The organism is Methylomonas sp. EFPC1 (assembly GCF_016925515.1).
Taxonomy (GTDB): domain Bacteria; phylum Pseudomonadota; class Gammaproteobacteria; order Methylococcales; family Methylomonadaceae; genus Methylomonas; species Methylomonas defluvii.
The window spans coordinates 2,865,898-2,887,366 of sequence record NZ_CP070494.1 but is presented as its reverse complement, the minus strand read 5'-3'; the positions used below and the strand labels follow the sequence as shown (position 1 = coordinate 2,887,366).

The 21,469-nt window shown below is 53.9% G+C and carries 16 protein-coding genes; 5 read left to right on the top strand and 11 right to left on the bottom strand.

Features of this window, described 5'->3' with window-relative positions; translation table 11 throughout:
• Window positions 1-78 precede the first annotated feature (78 nt).
• Both JWZ98_RS13290 and JWZ98_RS13285 read right to left on the bottom strand, forming a co-directional pair.
• Window positions 79-615 carry a hypothetical protein gene (locus tag JWZ98_RS13290; RefSeq protein WP_205450408.1) on the bottom strand — a complete coding sequence of 179 codons (537 nt, stop codon included), beginning with the start codon at window positions 613-615 and terminating at the stop codon, window positions 79-81.
• Window positions 616-953: 338 nt separating this feature from the next.
• Window positions 954-2,120: an aminotransferase class V-fold PLP-dependent enzyme gene (locus JWZ98_RS13285; protein WP_205450407.1), complete on the bottom strand. Its 1,167-nt coding sequence runs from the start codon at window positions 2,118-2,120 to the stop codon at window positions 954-956.
• Between the two features lie 207 nt (window positions 2,121-2,327).
• On the opposite strand from JWZ98_RS13285, the gene JWZ98_RS13280 reads away from it, so the two are divergent.
• From JWZ98_RS13280 to JWZ98_RS13265, 4 genes are all read left to right on the top strand, one after another.
• The gene (locus JWZ98_RS13280; protein ID WP_205450406.1) at window positions 2,328-3,281 is read left to right on the top strand and encodes a CoA ester lyase; all 954 of its coding nucleotides are present in this window, start codon (window positions 2,328-2,330) and stop codon (window positions 3,279-3,281) included.
• A gap of 110 nt (window positions 3,282-3,391) precedes the next feature.
• Entirely contained in the window at window positions 3,392-4,573 is a 1,182-nt protein-coding gene (locus JWZ98_RS13275) for a malate--CoA ligase subunit beta (protein ID WP_205450405.1), read from the top strand.
• Between the two features lie 9 nt (window positions 4,574-4,582).
• The gene (gene sucD, locus JWZ98_RS13270; RefSeq protein WP_205450404.1) at window positions 4,583-5,470 is read left to right on the top strand and encodes a succinate--CoA ligase subunit alpha; all 888 of its coding nucleotides are present in this window, start codon (window positions 4,583-4,585) and stop codon (window positions 5,468-5,470) included.
• 120 nt (window positions 5,471-5,590) lie between these two features.
• Complete coding sequence (locus JWZ98_RS13265) at window positions 5,591-9,811, top strand: DEAD/DEAH box helicase (protein ID WP_205450403.1); 4,221 nt, start codon at window positions 5,591-5,593, stop codon at window positions 9,809-9,811.
• Between the two features lie 142 nt (window positions 9,812-9,953).
• Here the strand turns inward: JWZ98_RS13265 and JWZ98_RS13260 are convergent, their stop codons facing one another.
• Window positions 9,954-10,283, bottom strand: coding sequence for a hypothetical protein (locus JWZ98_RS13260; protein WP_171695683.1), 330 nt, complete (start codon window positions 10,281-10,283; stop codon window positions 9,954-9,956).
• 173 nt (window positions 10,284-10,456) lie between these two features.
• Window positions 10,457-11,737 carry an NAD(P)/FAD-dependent oxidoreductase gene (locus JWZ98_RS13255; protein ID WP_205450402.1) on the bottom strand — a complete coding sequence of 427 codons (1,281 nt, stop codon included), beginning with the start codon at window positions 11,735-11,737 and terminating at the stop codon, window positions 10,457-10,459.
• Window positions 11,738-11,891: 154 nt separating this feature from the next.
• On the opposite strand from JWZ98_RS13255, the gene JWZ98_RS13250 reads away from it, so the two are divergent.
• Entirely contained in the window at window positions 11,892-13,091 is a 1,200-nt protein-coding gene (locus JWZ98_RS13250) for a cation:proton antiporter (protein ID WP_205450401.1), read from the top strand.
• Window positions 13,092-13,104: 13 nt separating this feature from the next.
• On the opposite strand, the gene JWZ98_RS13245 is transcribed toward JWZ98_RS13250, so the two are convergent.
• The 7 genes from JWZ98_RS13245 to JWZ98_RS13215 all read right to left on the bottom strand — a co-directional run bounded on the left by JWZ98_RS13245 (window position 13,105) and on the right by JWZ98_RS13215 (window position 21,379).
• Window positions 13,105-14,658, bottom strand: coding sequence for an NAD(P)/FAD-dependent oxidoreductase (locus JWZ98_RS13245; RefSeq protein ID WP_205450400.1), 1,554 nt, complete (start codon window positions 14,656-14,658; stop codon window positions 13,105-13,107).
• 421 nt (window positions 14,659-15,079) lie between these two features.
• A complete protein-coding gene (locus JWZ98_RS23215; protein WP_240347990.1) occupies window positions 15,080-15,355 on the bottom strand; it encodes a transposase in 276 nt (91 codons plus the stop codon).
• 26 nt (window positions 15,356-15,381) lie between these two features.
• Complete coding sequence (locus tag JWZ98_RS13235) at window positions 15,382-17,919, bottom strand: ArsR family transcriptional regulator (protein WP_205450399.1); 2,538 nt, start codon at window positions 17,917-17,919, stop codon at window positions 15,382-15,384.
• 9 nt (window positions 17,920-17,928) lie between these two features.
• Window positions 17,929-19,113 carry a hypothetical protein gene (locus JWZ98_RS13230; protein WP_205450398.1) on the bottom strand — a complete coding sequence of 395 codons (1,185 nt, stop codon included), beginning with the start codon at window positions 19,111-19,113 and terminating at the stop codon, window positions 17,929-17,931.
• Between the two features lie 215 nt (window positions 19,114-19,328).
• The gene (locus JWZ98_RS13225; RefSeq protein WP_205450397.1) at window positions 19,329-19,718 is read right to left on the bottom strand and encodes a type II toxin-antitoxin system PemK/MazF family toxin; all 390 of its coding nucleotides are present in this window, start codon (window positions 19,716-19,718) and stop codon (window positions 19,329-19,331) included.
• Window positions 19,712-19,966 carry an AbrB/MazE/SpoVT family DNA-binding domain-containing protein gene (locus JWZ98_RS13220; protein ID WP_205450396.1) on the bottom strand — a complete coding sequence of 85 codons (255 nt, stop codon included), beginning with the start codon at window positions 19,964-19,966 and terminating at the stop codon, window positions 19,712-19,714. Before JWZ98_RS13220 ends, JWZ98_RS13225 begins: the two co-directional genes overlap by 7 nt.
• Window positions 19,967-20,095: 129 nt before the next feature.
• Window positions 20,096-21,379 (bottom strand): DUF2130 domain-containing protein, encoded by a 1,284-nt coding sequence (locus JWZ98_RS13215; RefSeq protein WP_101053014.1) that lies wholly within the window; start codon window positions 21,377-21,379, stop codon window positions 20,096-20,098.
• Window positions 21,380-21,469: the final 90 nt, after the last annotated feature.

The following is a 21,469-nucleotide window of genomic DNA, read 5'->3' as shown; positions in this document are numbered from 1 at the left end:
AATGCCGGTGCTGAACAAAGCACCGGCAGATGGGACTATAAAGAATTGAAATTAACAGTGCAAACGCCCGCTAAAAATTTAATCGGTGACGATTGCCAGCTTTTCTTGGTTCCTACGCAGCAATGCTAAAGAACCCAGCATGCAGCCCAAGACAAACCAAGTTAGCGTGGCGAGGGGCATGGATGATAAGGATTTTTCACTAAGCACCGTCACGGATGGCTGATTGACTTGGGCATCTGCGCGTTTTTCCACTAGAAATTGGTAACCAATGTCGGGGATAAATGACCAGGCTCCGCTACTGATGGCGGGATAGGTCATCACGGACCAGTTCATTGCGCCAATTTCGCGCGCTTCTATGGTATTGCCGCGATTTAATCCTGAGGTGTAAATGGCTTCCATAACGCAAGTGTTGATCTGGTCGACGCTATGGTTGCCGGTTAAGCTGCCGGGTAGCCAGCATAGACCGGGTGCTAAAAAGTCGGAATTTGGCGCCAAGCTATTTTGAGTGGCGTTTTTTAGCAATCCTTGATGGTGAATTTTAGTGGGCTCGTGTTCATGAAGTTCCGCATGAGCAGGAGCGATCAGTGCTGCTAACAACAATAGGCGGTGTCTCATGATTTTCTCCTTTGGCTTTGGAGTCAGAAGATAACTCAAACAAATATCAAGCAATAGCAATGCCCTTATTTAAAAAGTCTTTTATTTTAAGTAATTACTGATGTTTTAATTGTTTTCGATGTGAAAAATCAGGTGTTTTTGGTGTGGAATGGTGCAAAAGATGGTTGGTTTTGGTGCTTAAAGCACAAAACACAGCTGCTTGTCTCGTGTTCTAAAGTACAGGGAGGCGGTATATCCGCCTGTTTTGGGCAGTGATAGGGGCTAGGGCGAAGAGGATAACTAGCTGATCGAATGACGGGTGGCTGGTTAAGCAGGCCACCCGTCAAATCTAAGGGATGTTATTTAGCCGTTGAGCGGTAATACTCGATGGCTGCTGCTACGCCGCTGCCGGCTTTGATGTCAAAGCCATGGTCCAGCATAGCCATTTCCACGCCGGCAATCGCACCCAACAAGGAAACATCGTTCATATCGCCAACGTGGCCGATGCGGAACACTTTGCCGGCCACTTCGCTCAAACCGGCGCCCAACGAAATGTTGTATTTGTTGTACGCGGTGCTGATGACGTGGCGGGCATCCTTATCGGCCGGCACCACAATCGCGGTGACCGTATCGGAGTCCCAGCCTGCTTGCGCGCAAGTTTGCAAGCCCCAGGCCGCCACTGCACGGCGCACGCCTTCACCCAAGCGGTGATGACGGGCGTAGACGTTTTCCATGCCTTCTTCGAGCAGCAATTCCAAGGCTTTGCGCAAACCGTACAACATTGGGGTTGACGGGGTGTACGGGGTGTAGCCGTCTTTATTGGAGGCCGCCATGTCTTTCAATGAGAAGAAAGAACGCGGGAAGTTGCTGTTATCAATCGCGGCCAGGGCTTTTTGGCTGAAGCCCAAAATCGCTAGGCCGGCTGGCAGCATGAAGCCTTTTTGCGAACCGGCGATAGAGGCATCCACGTCCCATTCGTCTTGGCGGAAATCCAGGCTGCCTATCGAGCTGACGCCGTCGACGAACAACAATGCAGGGTGGTTTGCTGCGTCCAGCGCTTTGCGCACGCCGGGAATGTCGCTCGTGACACCGGTAGACGTTTCGTTATGTGTCGCCAGTATGGCTTTGATTTCGTGATTTTTATCTTCGTTAAGACGCGCCTGCAAATGATCCAAAGGAATACCTTTGCCCCATTCAACTTGATGAATTTCCACGTCAAAGCCTAATTTTCTGGAGGCTTCCGCCCACAAGTGGCCGAACTGACCGAAGCGGTAAATCAAGACTTTATCGCCCTGGTTCAAGCAGTTGGTCATCGCCACTTCCCAGCCGGCGGTGCCGGTCGCGGGAAACACGAAGCATTGGCCGGTTTCGGTGCGGAACACTTTTTTCAGGTCTTCCAAAATCGGCGCCAGCAATTTAGGAAAAATCGGCGAACGGTGATCTTCCATCGGCACATGCATCGCGCTCAGAATTTCATGTGGGGTATTGGTTGGCCCTGGAACAAATAGGTGATTGCGACCTGCCATCTGGTGTCTCCTTGGAATTTTGGAAGCTTAGAAAATCGCGGGATGTTGCCACAGAAGCCGTGATTCGGCAAGTCGTTTACTGGCGCAAACCTGCACCGAAGCTGACAAGCGCAATTGACATTGCAGGCCCTGAAAGTAAAATGTCACGTTCTTCAACCCATACATGGCGCGGTTTTTTGGCCGGCCAACCAACCGTAGGAAACATACATGAGTCACACTCTTTACGAAGCTAATGCCCAGCGCGTGCAACGTTGCGAATTGGCGGTACCGGGTTCCAGTCCGGAAATGTTTGAAAAAGCCTTAAAAAGTGGTGTGGACTTTGTGTTTCTCGATCTGGAAGACGCCGTTGCGCCGGACGATAAACTGCAAGCGCGGAAAAACGTTATCCAGGCCATCAACGATTTGGATTGGAAAGGTAACGGCATCACGCTGTCCGTACGTATCAACGGTCTGGATACGCAATATATGGTGCGCGACGTGGTCGATCTAGTCGAGCAGGCCGGCGCTAAAATCGATACGCTGTTGATTCCCAAAGTTGGTGTCTACGGCGATGTGTACATGGTTGACGCGATGCTGTCGCAGCTGGAAATGCAGGAAGGCCTGAAAAACAAAATCGGCATCGAATGTCTTATTGAAACCGCTCTGGGTATGGCCAACGTCGAAGATATTGCCAAACAAGGTGCGCTTAGCGGTCGGGTGGAAGCCCTGCATTTTGGCGTCGCCGATTACGCGGCCAGCAACCGTGCCCGTACCGTCAATATAGGCGGTTTGAATCCCGATTACCCAGGCGACCAATGGCACTCAGCGATCAGCCGGATGACCGTAGCCTGCCGCGCCTATGGTTTGCGTCCTATCGACGGCCCATTCGGCGACATCAAAGACCCCGAGGGCTACAAAGCCGGTGCCCGCCGCGCGGCTGCTTTGGGTTGCGAGGGCAAGTGGGCCATTCATCCTTCACAAATCGCTTTGGCCAACGAAGTATTCACGCCGCCCGCTGCGGAAGTGGAAAAAGCCAAGCGCATCCTGGCGGCTTTGCAAGAAGCGGCTGCACAAGGCAAAGGCGCTGCGGCGCTGGATGGTCGTCTGATTGATGCGGCATCCGAACGGATGGCTAACAACATCGTGCGCGCCGCCGAAGCTATCGCCGCAAAAACCAAATAAGCCAAGCGTAGGCTGGGTTGAATGCAATGAAACCCAGCTTGAAGGTGCTTGCTGGGTTTTGCCAATACTCAACCCAGCCTACGAGATTTCCATTCATTTAGAGAGAGTCCATGGACATTCATGAATACCAAGCAAAACAGCTATTGGCCGATTACGGCGTGAAAATAGCGGACGGCGGTTTGGCCTATAGCCCGGAAGATGCCGTGCAACGCGCCCGCGACATCGGCGGCCACGTTTGGGTGGTTAAAGCCCAGATTCATTCCGGCGCCCGTGGCAAGGCCGGCGGTATCAAAGTCTGCAAAACCCACGACGAAGTCAGCGACGCCGCCGAATCCTTGCTGGGTAAAAAACTGGTGACCCACCAAACCGGTCCGGCCGGCAAACAATGCTTGCGTCTCTATGTCGAAGCCGGTACCGATATCGCCAAAGAATTGTATTTCAGCCTGCTGATTGATCGCGCCCAGGAACGGATCGTCATGGTTGGCTCCGCGCAAGGTGGTATGGAAATCGAGGAATTGGCGGAAAACAATCCGGATGCGATCAAAAAAATCTACATCGAGCCAGCCGTTGGTTTGCAGGATTTCCAGGCGCGGGAAATGGCCTTTGCGCTGGGCTTGAACGCCGATCTGATTCCGCAAGCCGTGAAGTTGATTCAAGGCTGCTACCGTGCCATGCGTGAACTGGACGCCAACATGGTGGAAATCAATCCCTTGGTCATCACAGGTCACGATGAATTGATCGCTTTGGACGCCAAAATGGGCTTTGACGACAACGCCTTGTTCCGCCGCCAAAAAATTTCTGAGTTGCGCGACAAGTCGCAGGAAGACCCTCGGGAAATGGCCGCTGCCGACCGTGGCTTGAGCTATGTGGGTCTGGACGGCGACATCGGCTGCATGATCAACGGTGCCGGCTTGGCGATGGCGACGATGGACATGATCAAACTGGCGGGCGGCGAGCCGGCCAACTTCTTGGACGTCGGCGGTGGCGCCTCGGCCGAACGCACCGAAAAAGCCTTTCGTATGGTGTTGCAGGATAAAAACGTCAAAGCCATGCTGGTCAACATTTTTGCCGGTATCAACCGTTGCGACTGGATTGCCGAAGGCGTGGTGCATGCGGTGAAAAAAATCGACATGCAGGTGCCGCTGGTGGTCCGTCTGTCCGGTACCAACGTCGAGGAAGGCCGCAGAATCATCGAAGAAAGCGGTTTGCCGATCATCACGGCAAATACCTTGGCGGAAGCCGCCGAGAAAGCGGTCGAAGCCCGTAACAAAGTTGTAGCCGCGCAAGCTTAAGGAACAGACATGGCAATTTTTATCGATCAAAACACTCGCATCATCGTTCAAGGCTTTACCGGTAAGATTGGTACTTTTCATGCCCAGGAGATGATCGAATACGGCTCTAACGTGGTCGGGGGCGTCACGCCGGGTAAGGGTGGGCAAAAACATCTGGACCGCCCGGTGTTCAACACCGTGAAGGACGCCGTGGAGCAAGCCGGCGCCGAAGCCAGTATCGTGTTCGTGCCGCCGGCTTATGCCGCCGATTCGATCATGGAAGCCGCCGAAGCCGGCATCAAATACTGCGTATCGATTACCGACGGCATCCCGACTCAGGACATGATGAAAGTCAAAATCTTTCTGAGCAAATTTCCCAAGGAAAAACGCATGGTGCTGACCGGCCCTAACTGTGCCGGCACCATCAGTCCAGGTAAAGCCATGCTGGGCATCATGCCGGGGCATATTTATATACCTGGTAACGTCGGCATCGTCGGTCGTTCCGGTACCCTGGGTTACGAAGCGGCCGATCAAATGAAAGCGCTAGGCATCGGCGTGTCGACTTCAGTCGGTATCGGTGGCGACCCGATTAACGGCAGCTCGCACCGCGATATTCTGGAAAAATTCGAGCAAGACCCGGAAACCAAAGTCGTGGTGATGATCGGCGAGATCGGCGGACCGCAAGAAGTGGAAGCCGGTATGTTTGCCAAAGAACATATGACCAAGCCCGTTGTGGCCTACATCGCCGGTTTAACCGCTCCGAAAGGCCGTCGCATGGGCCACGCCGGAGCGATTATTTCCTCAGTAGGCGAGTCGGCGGCGGAGAAAGTGGAAATGCTCAAAGAGTTGGGCGTAATTATTGCCCCAACTCCTGCGGCGATGGGTGAGACAGTGGCTAAAGTATTGGCAAAGCTGTAAGTTACCCACCGCTAAAATAAAGCCCGCTTCGGCGGGCTTTTTTGTTTGTGTTGACTTGAGGTTCTTTAGCTTGCCCTGCCAAGCTGGTAACATCCCCTCTTTTGCCGTTTTGCCGGAATCATGCAATCTTCTCGTTTAGTCGAACGCCTTAAAACTTTTCGAACATTAACCCCAGAGCAACAGGTTATTATGAAGTTGCTGGCGGTTTATTACGGCTATAGTTCGCTGATCAATTTGGCGAAATGCCTCGGCAGTTTGGGTATCAGGGAGGGTGAGAAAACGCTTAAGTCGGAAGCTGTCAAAGCCCGGCTAAAGCCGCTGATCAAAGCCGGTTTGCTGGAAGAAAACCTCAAATCCGGCGGCACCCGGTGCTGCCGAACCCTAGCGGAAGTGCTGACGCGGCAAGCGGTCGAAGACAAAGAGTTTGATTTGTTCGCCGGCGCCGTACAAATGAATAATCCGCCCGGCCATGGCTACTATCGTTACAGCACCGTGGACGACTGCATTCGCGAAGCGCGGATCCAGTTTTATCGCGGCGATTACGCCAAAGTAGACGAGTGCCTGGAATCCGGTGCCCACTACTTGGGCAAACTGCCGCCGGTTAATGAACTTTATCTGTCCTGGTTTTTAAACCCGTTGGATGTCGCTTGGTTTACCGCCCATCATCCGCAGTTATTGCTGGGGCTGGCCGGATTTTCGGGCTTACATCAACTGCTGTATCTGTATGCCGACGAAAAATTGGATGGTTTTTTAGAGCAGTTGTTGTTCGTTAGCCAGGGTGTGCAGCAAGAATTGTTGAACCGCGTCGCTTTGGAGTTACGCTTGCTGCGGGGTGACTGGGATGCAGTCGAGCAACGGGTGGCGGATCAAAATGATCCTGAGCTGCAAGCGCTTGCGGCGACATTGATTTTTCTGCGCGGCGATTACGCGGCAGCGGTCAACCGTTTCGAGGGCGCTTTGGCACAGCTACGCAAGATTTCCGGACAACGCACTGCCTATTTTTACGGCTTGGCAGGGGTGTTTTACCCGCTGGCTATCCTGAAAAACAATGACGCCAAACAACGCGCCAAACTCAGCACACTGATCAATCAAGCGATCAAAGCCGACAATTATTGGTTGGGCATTTATCATCAGTTGGCCTTGTTTCAGCGTTTTTTACAAGGCGATTTGTCATTGCGGGAGCAACTGTTAAACACCGATTTGACCTATAAAATCAGTAGCGGCTATCGGGAAAGCGGCTACCCGGATACCTTGCTTACCCCGCCATTACTGCTGCATGTGTTTTTAACTCTGATCAAATTTTGGGTTAAAGCCGATCAATTCAATCATGTCACGCCACTGAGTCAAAAGCTGTACCGGCATCTGCTGGACAACGGCTATCGTTGGCCGGCCGCCGAATTAGCCAAGATCTTTACCCATATAGAGCCGCCGCGTTCCCTGCAATGGGATGGCAGCTTTTTCGATGCCAGGCCGGCGTTGGCGGATTTATTTGCCAGCCGCCCGGATTGGGACTTGGCACTGGATGCCTTATTAAATTTGCCCAAGGCCGAAAAAAAAACCGATACCGCCACCCCTATCGACAAGCCAACGCGCTTGGTCTGGTTGTTGAGTTACGATGACATTAGCCATCATCTGGACATCGAGCCGCGCGAACAAAAACAACAAGCCAAAGGCGGCTGGAGTAAGGGCAGGGCGATTGCCTTGAAACGGTTGGCGCACGAAACCAACAAGTTTGACTATTTAACCGAACAGGACATTAAGCTGTGCGCGCATATCAAGGAATACCGCGATAGCGGCTGGTACGGCAGCGGCACTTATTTTGAGTTCGACAATAGCATGCCGCAGGCCTTGCTGGGACACCCGCTGTTGTTTTGGGCCGATGCGCCAGAAGTGCGGGTGGATGTGGTCAAGGGCGAAGCCGAACTGCGGGTGAAAAAACTGGCAGGCAGCGACAAAATCAAAATCAGTCTGGAGCCCGTGCCCGGGCACGAACAAAAATTCTATGTCGCCAAGGAAACGCCCACGCGCTTGCGCGTGCTGGAGTTTACCGCCGACCATCATAAAATCCTCGCGGTATTGGGCGCCAAGGGCCTGGAGGTGCCGGTCTCGGCGCAAGACCGGGTCTTGCAAACTCTGACCAGTATTTCCGGCTTGTTGACCGTACATTCGGATATAGGCGGCAGTTCCAGCAGCGCCGAGCAAGTCCAGGCCGACGCGACCCCGCGCGTGCATTTATTACCCTGGGGCGAAGGTCTGCGCGTGGCGATGCTGATCCGGCCGTTCGCCAGCGGCGGCGCCTATTATCAACCTGGGCATGGCGGCGAAAGCGTGTTGGCCGAAATCGACGGCCGCCATTGCCAGACCAAACGCGATCTGGCTTTGGAAAAACAGCGCGCGCAAGCCGTTTTGCAGGCTTGCGATGTGTTGGAACAGGCGGAACGCGATGGCGCCGGTGATTATTTGCTGAATCAACCTGAACAATGTCTGGAGCTGCTGTTGCAATTACAGGCGTTGCCAGCCGAGCAAGCGATATTGGAATGGCCGGAAGGCGTTCGGTTTCGGTTGTTGGGGCAAACCAACGGTAGCGGCTTTAGCATGCAAATCAAGCGCGACAACGATTGGTTTGCCTTGCAAGGCGAGTTGCAGGTTAATGAAGATACCGTCATCGAAATTCAGCAATTGCTGGGTTTATTGAACAATCGCGAAGGCCGCTTCTTGAAATTGCAGGACGGTCAATTCATTGCGTTGACCGAAGAGTTTCGCCGCCGCCTCGATGATTTACGCGCCTACGCGGATCTGCACGGCAAGAAAGTCCGGATCAATCCCTTGGCCGCCCTGACGCTGGAGGATTGGCAGGACGAGGCCGGTTTCAAAGCCGATAAGCATTGGCAAGCACATATGCAACGGCTGAAGGATTCGCGAGACTATCAGCCTAAAGTACCGTCTACTTTTCAAGCCGAATTGCGCGACTATCAAATGGATGGCTATCGTTGGTTGGCGCGCCTGGCTCGTTGGGGCGTCGGCGCGTGTCTGGCGGATGATATGGGCTTGGGCAAGACGGTGCAAGGTTTGGCCTTGCTGGTTGACCGCGCCCCGAACGGCCCCAGCCTGATCGTCGCACCGACTTCGGTGTGCATGAATTGGGAAAACGAAGCCAGCCGCTTTGCGCCGACACTGCATCCGCAAATTCTCGGTAGCGGTGATCGGCAACGCTTGCTGGATAATCTGGGGCCGTATGATTTACTGATTTGCAGTTACGGCTTGTTGCAACAGGAACAAGTCGCCGAAATGTTGGCGAAAATCCAGTTCCAGACTGTGATTCTCGACGAGGCGCAGTGGATTAAAAACATCGCCACCCGCCGCTCGCAGGGGGCGATGAATCTGCAAGCCGAGTTTAAACTGATCATGACCGGCACGCCCTTGGAAAACCATCTGGGCGAATTGTGGAATTTGTTCAGGTTCATCAATCCCGGTTTATTGGGATCGTTGGAACAATTCAATCAACGCTTCGCCGGCCCTATCGAACGCGACCGCAGTGCCGAGGCCCGTTTTCAATTGAAGAAACTGATCCAGCCTTTTATTCTGCGCCGCACCAAAACCCAGGTATTGCAGGAGTTGCCGCCGCGCACGGAAATCCCAATCTATGTCGAGCTGAGCAGCGAGGAAATGGCCTTCTACGAAGCCTTGCGCCGGGATAGTCTGGCGGCCTTGAGCAGTGCCGATACGCCGGCCGGGCAAAAACAATTACAGATTCTGGCGGCCATCAGCAAATTGCGCCGTAGTTGCTGCAATACCTTGCTGGCCAACGCCGCGGTGGCTTTGCCCAGTAGCAAGCTGGCGGCGTTCGGTGACATCGTCGACGAATTGCTGGATAACAAGCACAAGGCTCTGGTGTTCAGCCAGTTTGTCGACCATTTGCAATTGATTAAAAACTATATCGAGCAGCGCGGCATTCGTTATCAATATCTGGACGGCAGTACGCCGGCCAAAGAGCGCCAGCAACGGGTAGACGCCTTTCAGCGCGGCGACGGCGAATTGTTCCTGATCAGCCTGAAGGCTGGGGGCGTGGGTTTAAATTTAACCGCCGCCGACTATGTGATTCATATGGACCCTTGGTGGAATCCGGCGGTGGAAGACCAAGCCTCAGACCGCGCGCACCGCATGGGCCAACAGCGGCCGGTGACGATCTATAGGATGATCGCCAAAAATACCATAGAAGAAAAAATCGTCGCACTGCACAGCCATAAACGCGATTTGGCCGACAGCTTGTTGGATGGCGCGGATATTAGCGGCAAAGTGTCGGCTGATGAACTGCTGAATTTGATGAAAGGCGAAGCTTAAACAGGCTACGTATCCGGCTATTAGGTGTAGTTTTTACTGTAGGTCCATTTTAAAGCGCACCGAGATACGGGGTTCCTGGTTTTTTGATTTTACTGCGCTCCCGCATTCGTGGGAACGCCGAACCGGGCTGAATTGCGCTGGGTTAATCCCGTCTTAAATTATGCTTTTTACGAGCGATATTGCGGCTGGCTTTGTTTTGTTGATGGGTCAATCGGGCTCGTTCGCCGGCAGTGACCACGCCATCAGCTTTCGCTGCGGCTTCTTGGCGTTCTATGCGCATTTGTTGGTGTTCCAAACGGTTGGCTTCGCGGTCGGTCAACGCGCCGGACGCCTCGCCCTGCTCAATGCGTCTTTCCTGATTTTCCTGGCGCTGGTCGATGCGCGGGGTTTCGATGCCGGCGAAGCAGGGTTGCGCCAAGCCAAAAAAAGCCAGCAACGCGCCCGATAGTAAAAATGTGTTGATGTTGTTCATGTGTGCCTCGGTAGTCTCGTTATTTGGTTGCCAACAATTTAAAACCGTTGGCGAAGTCATTTTAGCCGGCAATATTAAGATCGCCTTAACGTCACGCGGCTAACTGCCCCGAGCTTAGTAAGCTTTGGATATTTGGGCGTCTAATCATTGGCTGACTTAAACGCCAATCAAGTTCAAGAAATCAAATACGTAGAACTCGGTTCCTGACCGGCCTCCAGAATTTGTTTCATGCTGACCATGTCATAACCACCGGACAGCAAGACAATAAAGCGTTCGCGCAGCATGGGGCTTTGCCGGGAACGTAAGATGATATTGTTGGCGTCTTTTTGTTCCAGAATTCGGTACCAGTTGTAGATCATTTGAAAGATCCGCCCCATGGGCTCGCGGATGCGGGCTTCGTAATGACTGAAACGCGCGGCACTGAAATCGTCGCCGTTGGCAAAACCCTCCAGCGCAGCGTCGGCCGCGTAAACCCCACTGCGCATCGCCAGCGTTACCCCGGCGGAAAATACCGGATCGACAAACATCGACGCATCGCCCACCAGCATAAAGCCGTCGCCGTGAAAGCGCTCGTTCATGTAACCAATCGACGATATGGTTTTGATGTCCATGGCCTGCTCCGCGTCGGCCAGCCACTCTCGCACGCACTCGCAACTTTGGATGGCGGCCTCAAAGCGCTGTTGCGGCGAATCGCCCAAGTTTTTCGCAAAGCGGGTATCCAAGACCGCACCGACGCTGACGATGTCGTCGCGTAACGGAATGTACCAAATCCAGCCGCCATCAATGGTATGAATGTCGGTGGTGACCGAACCGTCTATCACGTCTCCAAAATTGATAAAACCGTGCGGGTCGCGGCGAAAGCCGCCTTTGAAATGGGCAAAATGGGCGATTTTATTCAGTTCCGGTAAGGGGCGTCGCCAGTTTAACTTGCGGGCGATCAGGGACTCACGCCCTGAAGCGTCGATGACCACTGAAGCATGAATGGGCGCAGGGTCAGAATCATTCGGGCCGGCGCTCACGCCAATCGCTTGTTTGCCGTCGAATAATACGTCGGCCACCGCCCACTCCCGCCGCACATCAACGCCGCATTCGGCGGCATGCTCCAGCAAAATTTCATCGAAGCGGGCGCGCTCCACGTGATAGGTATAGGGTCGTTCGAAATACCCAGGATATTCCGCTGTCAGCAGCAATACATCGGGTTTTTGATTGAACATGCCGAAGTTTGCGCCTTGCTTGACGGTAAAACCTTCGGCTTCGATTTTTTCCGTCACGCCCAGCCGCCGCCAAAGCTCCCAGCAAGCCGGCAACAAGGATTCGCCGATTTGAAAGCGTGGAAAGCGCGAGCGCTCGAACAGCACCACGTGCTTGCCCGCTTTGGCCAAGATGATCGCCGCGCTGGTACCGGCGGGACCGCCGCCGATGACGGCGGCATCGAAACGTTCAGATTGTGCCATGCTGTTTTGCCTGTGTAAGAAAAATCGAGACTAGGGGCAGGGTGGATTTAATTTTATTCAAGCCACTTTACTAAGCAATGGCTTGCATCGGTTCATCGGCGGTAAATTTGCCATAATACCCGCCTTACGCGACTGACTCCAAACGATTGGCACTATGAACACGACTGAAATATTTCTGATCGCCCTGACCATTATCTACAGCTTGCCGTACCTCATTTGGCGAATCGGTCGGACCGATTATTTTGCGCCCTTGGTGGTGGTGCAAATCATAACCGGGATTTTATTGGGGCCGGGTATCTTGGGCAGCGCATTTCCCGATTACTATGCTTTTGTTTTCAATACCCAGGTCATACAGGCACTGAACGGCATCGCCTGGTGGTCGGTGATGCTGTTTGTCTGGGTAGCCGGGATTGAGTTGGATTTGCGCCAAGCCTGGCAACACCGTCTGGAAACCAGTATCACGGCGGGCTTGGCCTTGGGTGTGCCCTTGGGTTTGGGTTGTGTTGCGGCGTTGGGGATGCTGCTATTCCCGGGTTGGATGGGCGCCAAGGCCATGCCTTGGCAATTCGTACTGGGGATGGGCATGTCTTGCGCGGTAACGGCGTTGCCGATCTTGATTTTGCTGATGGAAAAACTGGCAGTGCTGCGCCAGCCCATCGGCCAGCGTATCTTGCGTTACGCCAGCATGGACGATATAGCGATTTGGGCGGTGCTGGCTTTGATTCTGTTGGATTGGGACCGGGTAGGCCGGCAGGGTGCGTTTTTGTTAGGTTTTGCGATCAGTGCCTACGGGATTCGCAAACTGATGGCCTGGCTGCCGGAACGTGACCGCTGGTATGTCGGCATCATCGCCTTGGCGGCGACAGGCTTTGCCGCCGACTGGGCCGGACTGCATTTCATGGTGGGGGCGTTTTTGGCCGGCGCTATCCTGGATGGCCATTGGTTCAATCAAGCCCAGATGGACTTGTTGCGTCACCATTTATTGCTGACCGTGATGCCGGTGTATTTCATCAGTGCCGGCTTGAAAACCAATTGGGCGATGGGTGGGGCTGCGGTGTTGGTGGTTGCCGGCTTATTGCTGCTGGTGTCGGTGTTCGGCAAATTGCTGGGTATTCATCTGGCTGGAAAAATTCTGAAATGGCAGCGCGGCGAGGCGTCTTTGATTGGCTGGCTATTGCAAACCAAAGCCTTGATCATGATTATTTTTGCCAATGTGTTGCTGGATAAACAAATCATTAGCAGTGAAACCTTTACCGCGCTGTTGCTAATGGCCGTCCTCAGTACCATGCTGACGGTGCCGGTGGTATCGCCGAAACTGGCGAAGATGCAGGCGCTTATTTCCCGTGCAGAATAAATGCCTCAAGCTCTTAGTCGTCAATCCCTAAGGTTTTCCAAAAATCCGCTTGCTTAGCGATACCCAGTACCGCTTGCGCGGCGAGTAAGGCGGAGACGCTGACACCGGCTACCCCACCACCTGGCCGGGTCCAATGGCCGGTGTGGAACAAGCCGGGCAGGGCGCCGACTACGCTTGGCCGGTTCGGGCCAATCTGATCCGGGGTGGGCGCAAAACCATAGGCAGCGCCGTGGTGGTTCAGGGTGTAGCGCTCCAGGGTGCGCGGTGAGCCGGACTCCACGACCAACAAATGGTCGTTCAATCCGGGAAAATGCCGTTCGGCTTTTTCCAGCAAACGTTGCTGAAAACCGCTCTTGGCGATGCGCCAGGATTCGCCCACGTCAAACGGACACAAGGTGGTCAGCATCATGATGCTTTGTCCGGGCGGCGCCAATGAGGAGTCCGCGAAGGAGGGTAGGGTTGCCGAAAACCAGTTGCTCTGGCCGGATTGGCTGCAGGCATAACTGGCTTCGTGGTCGAACGTTTCAAAGAAAAAGCCCTCATGGGCATGATCTTGCTCAGAGATCGGCAGGTCGGTGGCGATATAGCAGGCGAAAATCGACAAGGACGGCGAAAGCTTTGCCAAGCCCTCGCCATACCCGCTTGGCAAGTGCTCCGGGCCGATCAACAATTCGGCGGTTTGCCGGATGTCGATATTGGAAACCACCGTTTCGGCCCGGATTACCTGGCCGTTTTCCAAAACAATGCCGCAAGCTTTACCGGCTTCGACACAAATCCGCCGCACGCTAGCATTCAGCAAAACTTCGCCGCCTTGGTTTTCGATGGCGGCGGCCAGTTGATTGGCGTAATTCTGGAAACTGCCCCGGCAGTAATAGCCGCCTTCGTAGGTGTATCCGGCCATCATCGACGCCCAATAAAGGAAAGACAGTTGCGACGGCGGTAAACCCAAATAAGGCCAGAGCATCGCGCAAGCGCTTTTCAGGCGGGCATCCACCAAAAACTCGTCCAGTGCCTCCGCCAGCGTGGTGCGCCGGTAGCGGAATAAATTGCCCAGCATTTGCATCGGCGAAACCCGCGTTGCCTTACTTTGGGACAACACTTCCTCGGCCAGCATGGCTTCTTCCGCCAGGACTTTGCACAGGCGGATCAACGCCAGCAGACCTTCCTTTTCTGCCGGAAAATTTTCGGTTAAGCCGGCTACGAACGCCGCTTCGCCGGCTCGCAACGGGACTTCGAAATCCGGAAAAACCGCGCGGGCGTAAGAAGGGACAGGGATAAACAAGCTCTGTGGATCAATGCCTACCGCCCGGCAAATCTTATTCATAGTGCTGCCGTTGCCGTAGCCTTCCGGACTGCAACCACTGACCAGATGCACACCGGCATCGAAATGAAAGTGGCGGCGCTTGAAGCCATGGGCATAACCGCCCGGCCTGTCGTGCCTTTCCACCAGCAATACCGATTTGCCGGTTTTCGCCAGCAATGCGCCGGTACTCAGGCCACCAATCCCCGCGCCGATAACGACGACGTCGTAAACTTCTTTTTTCGATTCCGTGTGTATGCCGCGCATTGGCTGTCTTCTATGCAGATAAATAGCCGGCTAGCTTAGGAATAAACCAAATGGAAAACAAGTGCTTGGTTTTACCTCAGCCGTTGCGCCATCGCGCAGAAGCTCTCGACTACTGACACTGGCTGGTCTCCAGAGAGTGCTACTCATGGCTCGAATACTGTAGTTTTGTTGCTTTAAACTGCTGAATGTAATCCGATCCTTAGGCCTCTGGTTCCCAAGTTCCAGCTTGGGAACCCAGCCCTCGGAAGCTCCAGCTTCCCAAATCCTCACCAGTCTCTGACCACCTCGATCAAGCCCTCCATTCACGCATAATTCCGTGCACTGGAATAACGCCAATGCTCAGGCAAATCCACATAACCGCGCTTGACCGGATTAAGGTGAATATAATCCAGCTTCTGCCGCATCGCTGCCTCGGATTCGATCAGCTGCGGATGGCTTCCTCCCAAACCTGGTACTCGCTCTCGATCTTATGCGGCCGCTTCAACAACGCCAACAATTCCAGTACCCGCGCCTCACCGCTTTGCTGCAAATGACCGATGATTTGCTTGGCGGTATAAGCCTTAAACCGCTGCATGTCCCGGCTTAAATCCGGCGAAGCGGCGATCAAATGCAGGTGATTTTCCAGGATCACGTAACCGTACAACTGAAACCCGCTATCACGTTGCAAAAACCGCCAGGAATCCAGCACGATATGCAAGCTTTTCCGAGGACGAATAGGTTTGCTCAGGCTTCCTCGAGATCGAAAGTCTGAGCCAAAATTTGCCGCTCTTCTTGGTTCAGGTCCAGCAAAACGCTACGGTCCTGTGCGCCGGTTTTCAGAAAATCGATGCCGGTGCGTAAGAGGCGTAACGGTAATTTCAAGGCTTCGCAGCCAGCTCCGGCGGCTTCCCAAGCCGAATACCATTGTTCCAGATTGTCCGGGCTGGGTGTTTCTTCGGGATCGCGGTGGAGATTACCCAAATGGCGTATTAGGGCTTCGCCGAGGTAATTCGATGCGTCGAATTGTACGAAAATTTGAGCTAATTCGGCGATGCGTTGTTTGCGGGCGGCTGTCGATATACTGCTGGTATAAACAAAACCGACAATGCCTGTAAATAGCGCATCTTCCGGTTGGCAGTCCGCTGCCAATTTACCTAAACCGTCCACAAGTCTTGCCATTCCCTCGGTCCAGCTCCCTAGCGCAAAACTTACCAATGCCAGCGCGAAATGTGCGTCCGCAAACAAGTCATCCGGCAGGTTTTCGATAGTTAAAATCCTAGCGTAATCGCGTTTGGCGTCTTCGAGTCTATCGGCTAGAGAATTGAGCAAGCCCCGGCTAAACAATGCACTCGCCATGGATACCGGCGATTTTTCAGAAAATTCGATTGCTAAAGTGTTGGCTGAAATCGCGCCGACGAAGTCCCCCAACAGCCTCAATGCTCTTCCCCTGTTCCAATGCGCTCTTGCTATCATTTCCGGCGAGACGCCGTACAATTCGACAACGCTATCGAAATCCTTCAAGGCCTCTTCAATTTCGCCCAATTCAACTCTTATACTGCCACGTTGAAGAAGTGCTTTTGCGGTTTCTTTTGGTGCTACATTGCCTGAATCGATGACCCGGCTATAGTCGTTTACTGCGTTTTCGGTCATGCCCAGACGTTTATAAGCCGAAGCTCTAGAATTGAGTATGAACAAAAGTAGTGCAGTTGGTTTTTGGGATAACTCAAGCAGGCCATCCACGATTCGAATGCCTGCATCGATTTTACCTATATTGAAATACTCTATGGCGGCGCGAGCGTATGCAATTGCAATGACCGATTGAGGATATTTATCGGCTTCCTTACATATTTCTTCCAGGGTTTGTATTCCGAGTTCGTGATTTCCCTTGGCCAATTCCCCGAAAGCTAGCGCCAATTCTTCAGATATCTCCGCGGTGTCCTCGATTAAAGACATCCAGACTTCACGCTGCTCGTCATTCAATTCCTTCCGAAAATCCTCCACCAACAATTGTGCCCGCAAATTTCCCAGAACCGAATTTCTGTTGATCGCCGCCTGCAAATAATTACGCGCCAAACTGCCTTCACCGCTGGCCGACAAACGTTCGTCGAGTTGAGCTCCGTCGTACCAAACCCGCAAAAAATCCACCAAGAGCCTTAGCGGGCCGGGCGACTGGTTTTCCTTGATTTCCACGCATATCCGCATCAAGGGTTCGGCGATTTCGTACAACGACTCGCGGCCGCGCTGGGCCGATTGCACGTAGCCTTTGGCGCGCAAATCCTTAAGCTGGCTGGAGATGGTTTGTTGGCTGGCGAACAGGTGGCGGGCCATGTCCTTGACCGGGGTCGGCCGTTCCCGGCTGCATAAAAATTCGACGATCTTGCGTTGTTGCGGCGGTAGCCAGCGGATGCGTTCCTGATAATAGGGCGTCATTTCGTCGACCATTTTGGCGAAAGGTTCGACCAAGGCATTGATATTGTCGCCGGTAATGAATTGCGATAGCACCAGATAAACCCGGTGGTTGCCGCCGGACAAATGGTGCAGGGCTCGTACCCGCGAACGGCCGGTAGGGCTGCGCAAAAAGGCGGCGGCCTTGTCCTGGCGGTTGAGCGCGGCGATTTTGCCGAGCAACTCGGCGGCTTCTTCCACCGACAACATCGCCAGCATTTCGGTCTGAAAGAAGCCGAAGAAGGTGCTGTTACGCTTGGCCACGTCGTCGACCAAGCGTTGGGCGGTGGCGACGATAGCCATCACCGGATGTTCCTGAATGAAGGCCCGCAAGCGCTGTTGTCCGGCTTTACCTAAACCTTCGAACAAAGCGTCCAAGTTTTCCAGTGCAACCAGCAAGGTTTTACCGGCCAGCTTTTCCAGCAATAACGTAGCCAACAGCCGTTCGGCGGCCTCGGCCTCCAAATCGTAAATGGGTTCCAGATCGTCCGCATGGTAGTCGCCGGGGTAGCGCTTGCTCAGCGCCAAATAGATGCGGCGCAACAGTTCCAGCAGCGTGGTGCTGGTTTCGTCCTCGTTCAACCAGGCAATCCGTAGCGACTCTTGCAAGCTTTCGTCCAGGCCGACGCGGTGAACCAACAAGGTCAAAAAATGACTTTTACCGGTGCCGCGCGGGCCGACGAACAACAGATGATGTTTATGGCCGCTACCGGCGCTTTCCCTAACCCGTTCCACTGCATCGGCTAGCAGCGCATGGCGCTGAACGAAGATGGCTTCCAAATCTTCCGGCGCGGTCCGGCTCGGCGTGAATACCGATAAAAAGGCTGATTCGCTCATTTTCGGCTCCTAAAGTCCGCGCGACAGTCGCCACCAGCGTTTCAGCAACGGAAAGCGAAACCGATAGTGGCCTTGTTCGTCTTTGGCGAGGTAGTGGTCTTGTTCGACTGCTTTCAGCAGTTTCAGCAATGCTTCTCTGTCCACAGCCAAGCCTTGGCTTTTCAGCTCATGCAGAATGGTGTTGACCGCCGTCGTCTGGTCGCTTGCCGCGATGCTATCCAACAGCGCCAAAACGACGGCTTCGGAAGCAGTGCTGTAATAAGTCGAGATTCGGTCGCGGTAATGCGTCAGTTCCCAAGGATCGTTGCCGTCCAGCAATTGTTTGCTGACTTGCTTGTCGATTACCTCGGCGGTCGCCTCCAGCCCGGATAATTTCACGGCCTTGACGATGTGGTGAATATAAAATGGAAAGCCGTCGGCCAGTTCGGCGACGGTTTGGGCGGACATGGGGGCATCCGACGTGGCGATGTTTTCGCCCGCGATCAGTTTTGTCGCCAATTCCTGGGCGAAATTCGCGTCCAAAACCGGCAGTTCGAAAGCGTATAAGTCGTTCAAAGGCGAATTGGCGTAGCCTTGCTGTTTCAGACTGTCGATGACATGGTGAAAACCGATCGATCCGGTCAAAACCATGCGCAAGCCCTGGCCACCTAATTCCTGGCGTAGCGCTCTTAAGGTATCCAATACTTCCATCGCGGCGGCTTGGCCTTCTCGAGCGGCGATGCTTTGCAGCATCAGCGGCACTTCGTCCCAAAGCAACAAGGGGCGTTCGTTTTGTTGGTGTTGGGATTCGACCAAATCTTCGATCGATTTGCTCAGCAACGTCTTCCAAGGCGTTTGGTCGTTAAAGGTAGGTAACTTGAGCACGCCTTTGATTTCCGTACCGCCGATGGCTTTTAAAAAATCCTTTGCCCGACGCGCGGTTTGTTGCCGTGCAGATAGGTAAGCATCGACTTCGCGGTAAACGGCTTGGGCGAAATCCATGGCGCTATGGCATTGCTCCAAATCCTGGAAAATCGGTACCCAACCGACTTTAGGCGATGCGTAAAGTTTTTTAATGACGGTGGTTTTGCCAATGCGGCGTTCGGCGTTGATGCGTATCGATTGCTGCTCCAAGGTTTCCCAAAGCTGTTCGATGACGCGATCGCGCCCTATGATTTCGTTTAAATCAATCTGACCGCCGGGATTGGCTTTCATAAGCGCCTCGCTGATAGATGCATTTTGTACGTTAAAAATAACGTGCGTTAATTTTAACGTGCTTTTGTTCTATAGCCAAACACATAGATTGGGCAAAACAATGTGCCCCTATCCATCCAAACCCCTAAGCGGAGATTGGAGAAAACCGTTCGTTTGCGATATCGGCGCAGAGAGAGCCTGGAATGACTACACTCTACCCTTATAGTGCAGAGGGATCAGCCCGAACCAATCTGAATAATCTGATTCAGTCGCTCGCAAAGCTGAGTGAACAAATCGCCCGGCAAGACCTTAAGCGGATGCGGTTTGGCTTTGCGCAAGCGCCAGTCGAAGGATTTGGGTTGGTGGCAGAGCACATAGCTGGTTTGTTCGGCTTTGCGGCCGCCGGCTTTACCGACGGCGACCGCAAACGGATTGTCGGCGTTATAGGCGGCAGTTGTCATTGGCAGGCCGATCACCAGCGAGGTTTTTTCGTTGAAAATGCTTGGCGAAAGCACTAAAAACGGATGGATGTCGCGCATTTCCTGGCCGACTTGCGGATTGCAATCAATCCAGATGATGTCTTGCCTTTCCGGTACCCAGGCCGTTGCTTGCTTACGGCTTACCAACGTTCGGCACCGATTGCTTCCGCGGTTGCCATGGCTTCGCCGCCGTGCCGCTCGGGATCGAAACGGGCCAAACGTTGTTCCAACGTTAAAGGTTCGTCGACTAACGGGGTGATAATCACCTTGTCATCTTCAACGGATACCCGTACTCGTTGATGGTTGTGCAAATGGGCTGCTTTGGCAATGGCCGCCGGTAGGCGCACGCCCAGGTTATTACCCCATTGTTTGATGTCGAGTATGGCTTCGGTCATGATGATCTCCGGGATGTTTAAACGCGAGTATAAACATGGTTTTATATTCGGGTCAATTTTGTGAATTTCTCTACTCCTCTGGTTCCCAAGCCGGAGCTTGGAAACCAGATCGACCGGCTGGTCGATAGGTCACTCCAATTCCCCATCCATCTCTAACGCCCGCATCTCCAAGCCTTCGATTTCTTGTAACGATTTGCCGGCAATCCCTTGCAAGTCGCCGTACATGCCGACTGTGGCGTTCATCACCCGCTCAATTTGCGCTTCGCGTTTGGCCCATTGTTTCAGGATGGCTTTGCGCTCTTTGTCCAAGTCTTCCTGCATGGTGGAGAAGGCTTCGACGATGGCTTCGACCCGTTGCCGAAAGCGCGGGCCGGTTAAGTATTCGTAGACCAAGGCAGTTTTGCCGTGCTGGCCTTCGGCGGCGAGGCGGGCCAAACCGATTTCCAGCAGGGTATGGCGCAAGATGGTGGCGACCGGTAAGGCGGCGCGGGGGCTGGTGACCCAAACGCCGTCGATGACGTCGAAGGTTTCCACTTCCTTGGGCAAGGCATGGCTGACGATGACCGCCAATTCGGCTTTGGCGGCGCGCTGGTCTTCGCGCAGCTTCACTAACCAGCCGTCGCTCCAGTTTTTGGTGCGCTTGGATTCCCACAAGATGTTGCCGGCCGGGGTGCCGTTCGGGCCGTTGACCCGTTGCAACACGTCGCCGCCGAATTCGCCCTTGGCGACCGGTTCGATACTGTCGAACGGAAACTTGCCGCGCAGCAGGTTTTCCAGTTCCAGTTCCTGGACTTCGCCTTGCAGTTGCTGCGAGCCTTGTTCGGCTTTTTGTTTCAGTTCCTCGATTTTTTGCTGCATGGAGGCGATGGTCTGGTCCTTTTCCATCACCCGCAGTTTCAGGCCTTCCTCGGCTTCGCGTTTAGCTTGGCTGCGCACTTCAGCCAGATTGGTTTGCACGCGCTTTTCGATGGTCAGTTCCAGCTCGCGTTTGGCGTCATCCAGTTCGCGCTGCTTTTTGATCAGTTCGGCCTGGGCTTGCTGAGCCTCGGCCAGTTTGGCGTCGCGGACTTTCAACACTTCGTGCAAGTCGGCTAATTCGCGGTTCTTGTGTTCCAGTTCGGCGGCAGCGGCTTGTTTGGCTTTACGGGTTTCTTCCTCAATGACCCGCTGGCGCTCGGCTTGCAGTTGCTTGGCAACTTGCTCTGCGACTTGATCGTCCAGGCCGCGCTTGGCTTCGGCCAGTTGTTTTTCCTGATCTTTGATACCCTGTTCGCGCAAGGCAATCGCTTGGTCTTTTTGTTGTAGCTGTTGCTCAAACTGTTTACGGGTGGCAGCAATTAGCGGCGCGGCCAGCGATTCGGTCAACGGTACTTGCGTACTGCAATTGGGGCAGGTGATGGTGGCTTCGGTCATGTTTAGTGGCTTTATATAGAGATTCGGAATACGCAGGTATTGGCGCCAGACACACTTGGCATTTTGACCCCGGCATCCGTGCCGGGTGAG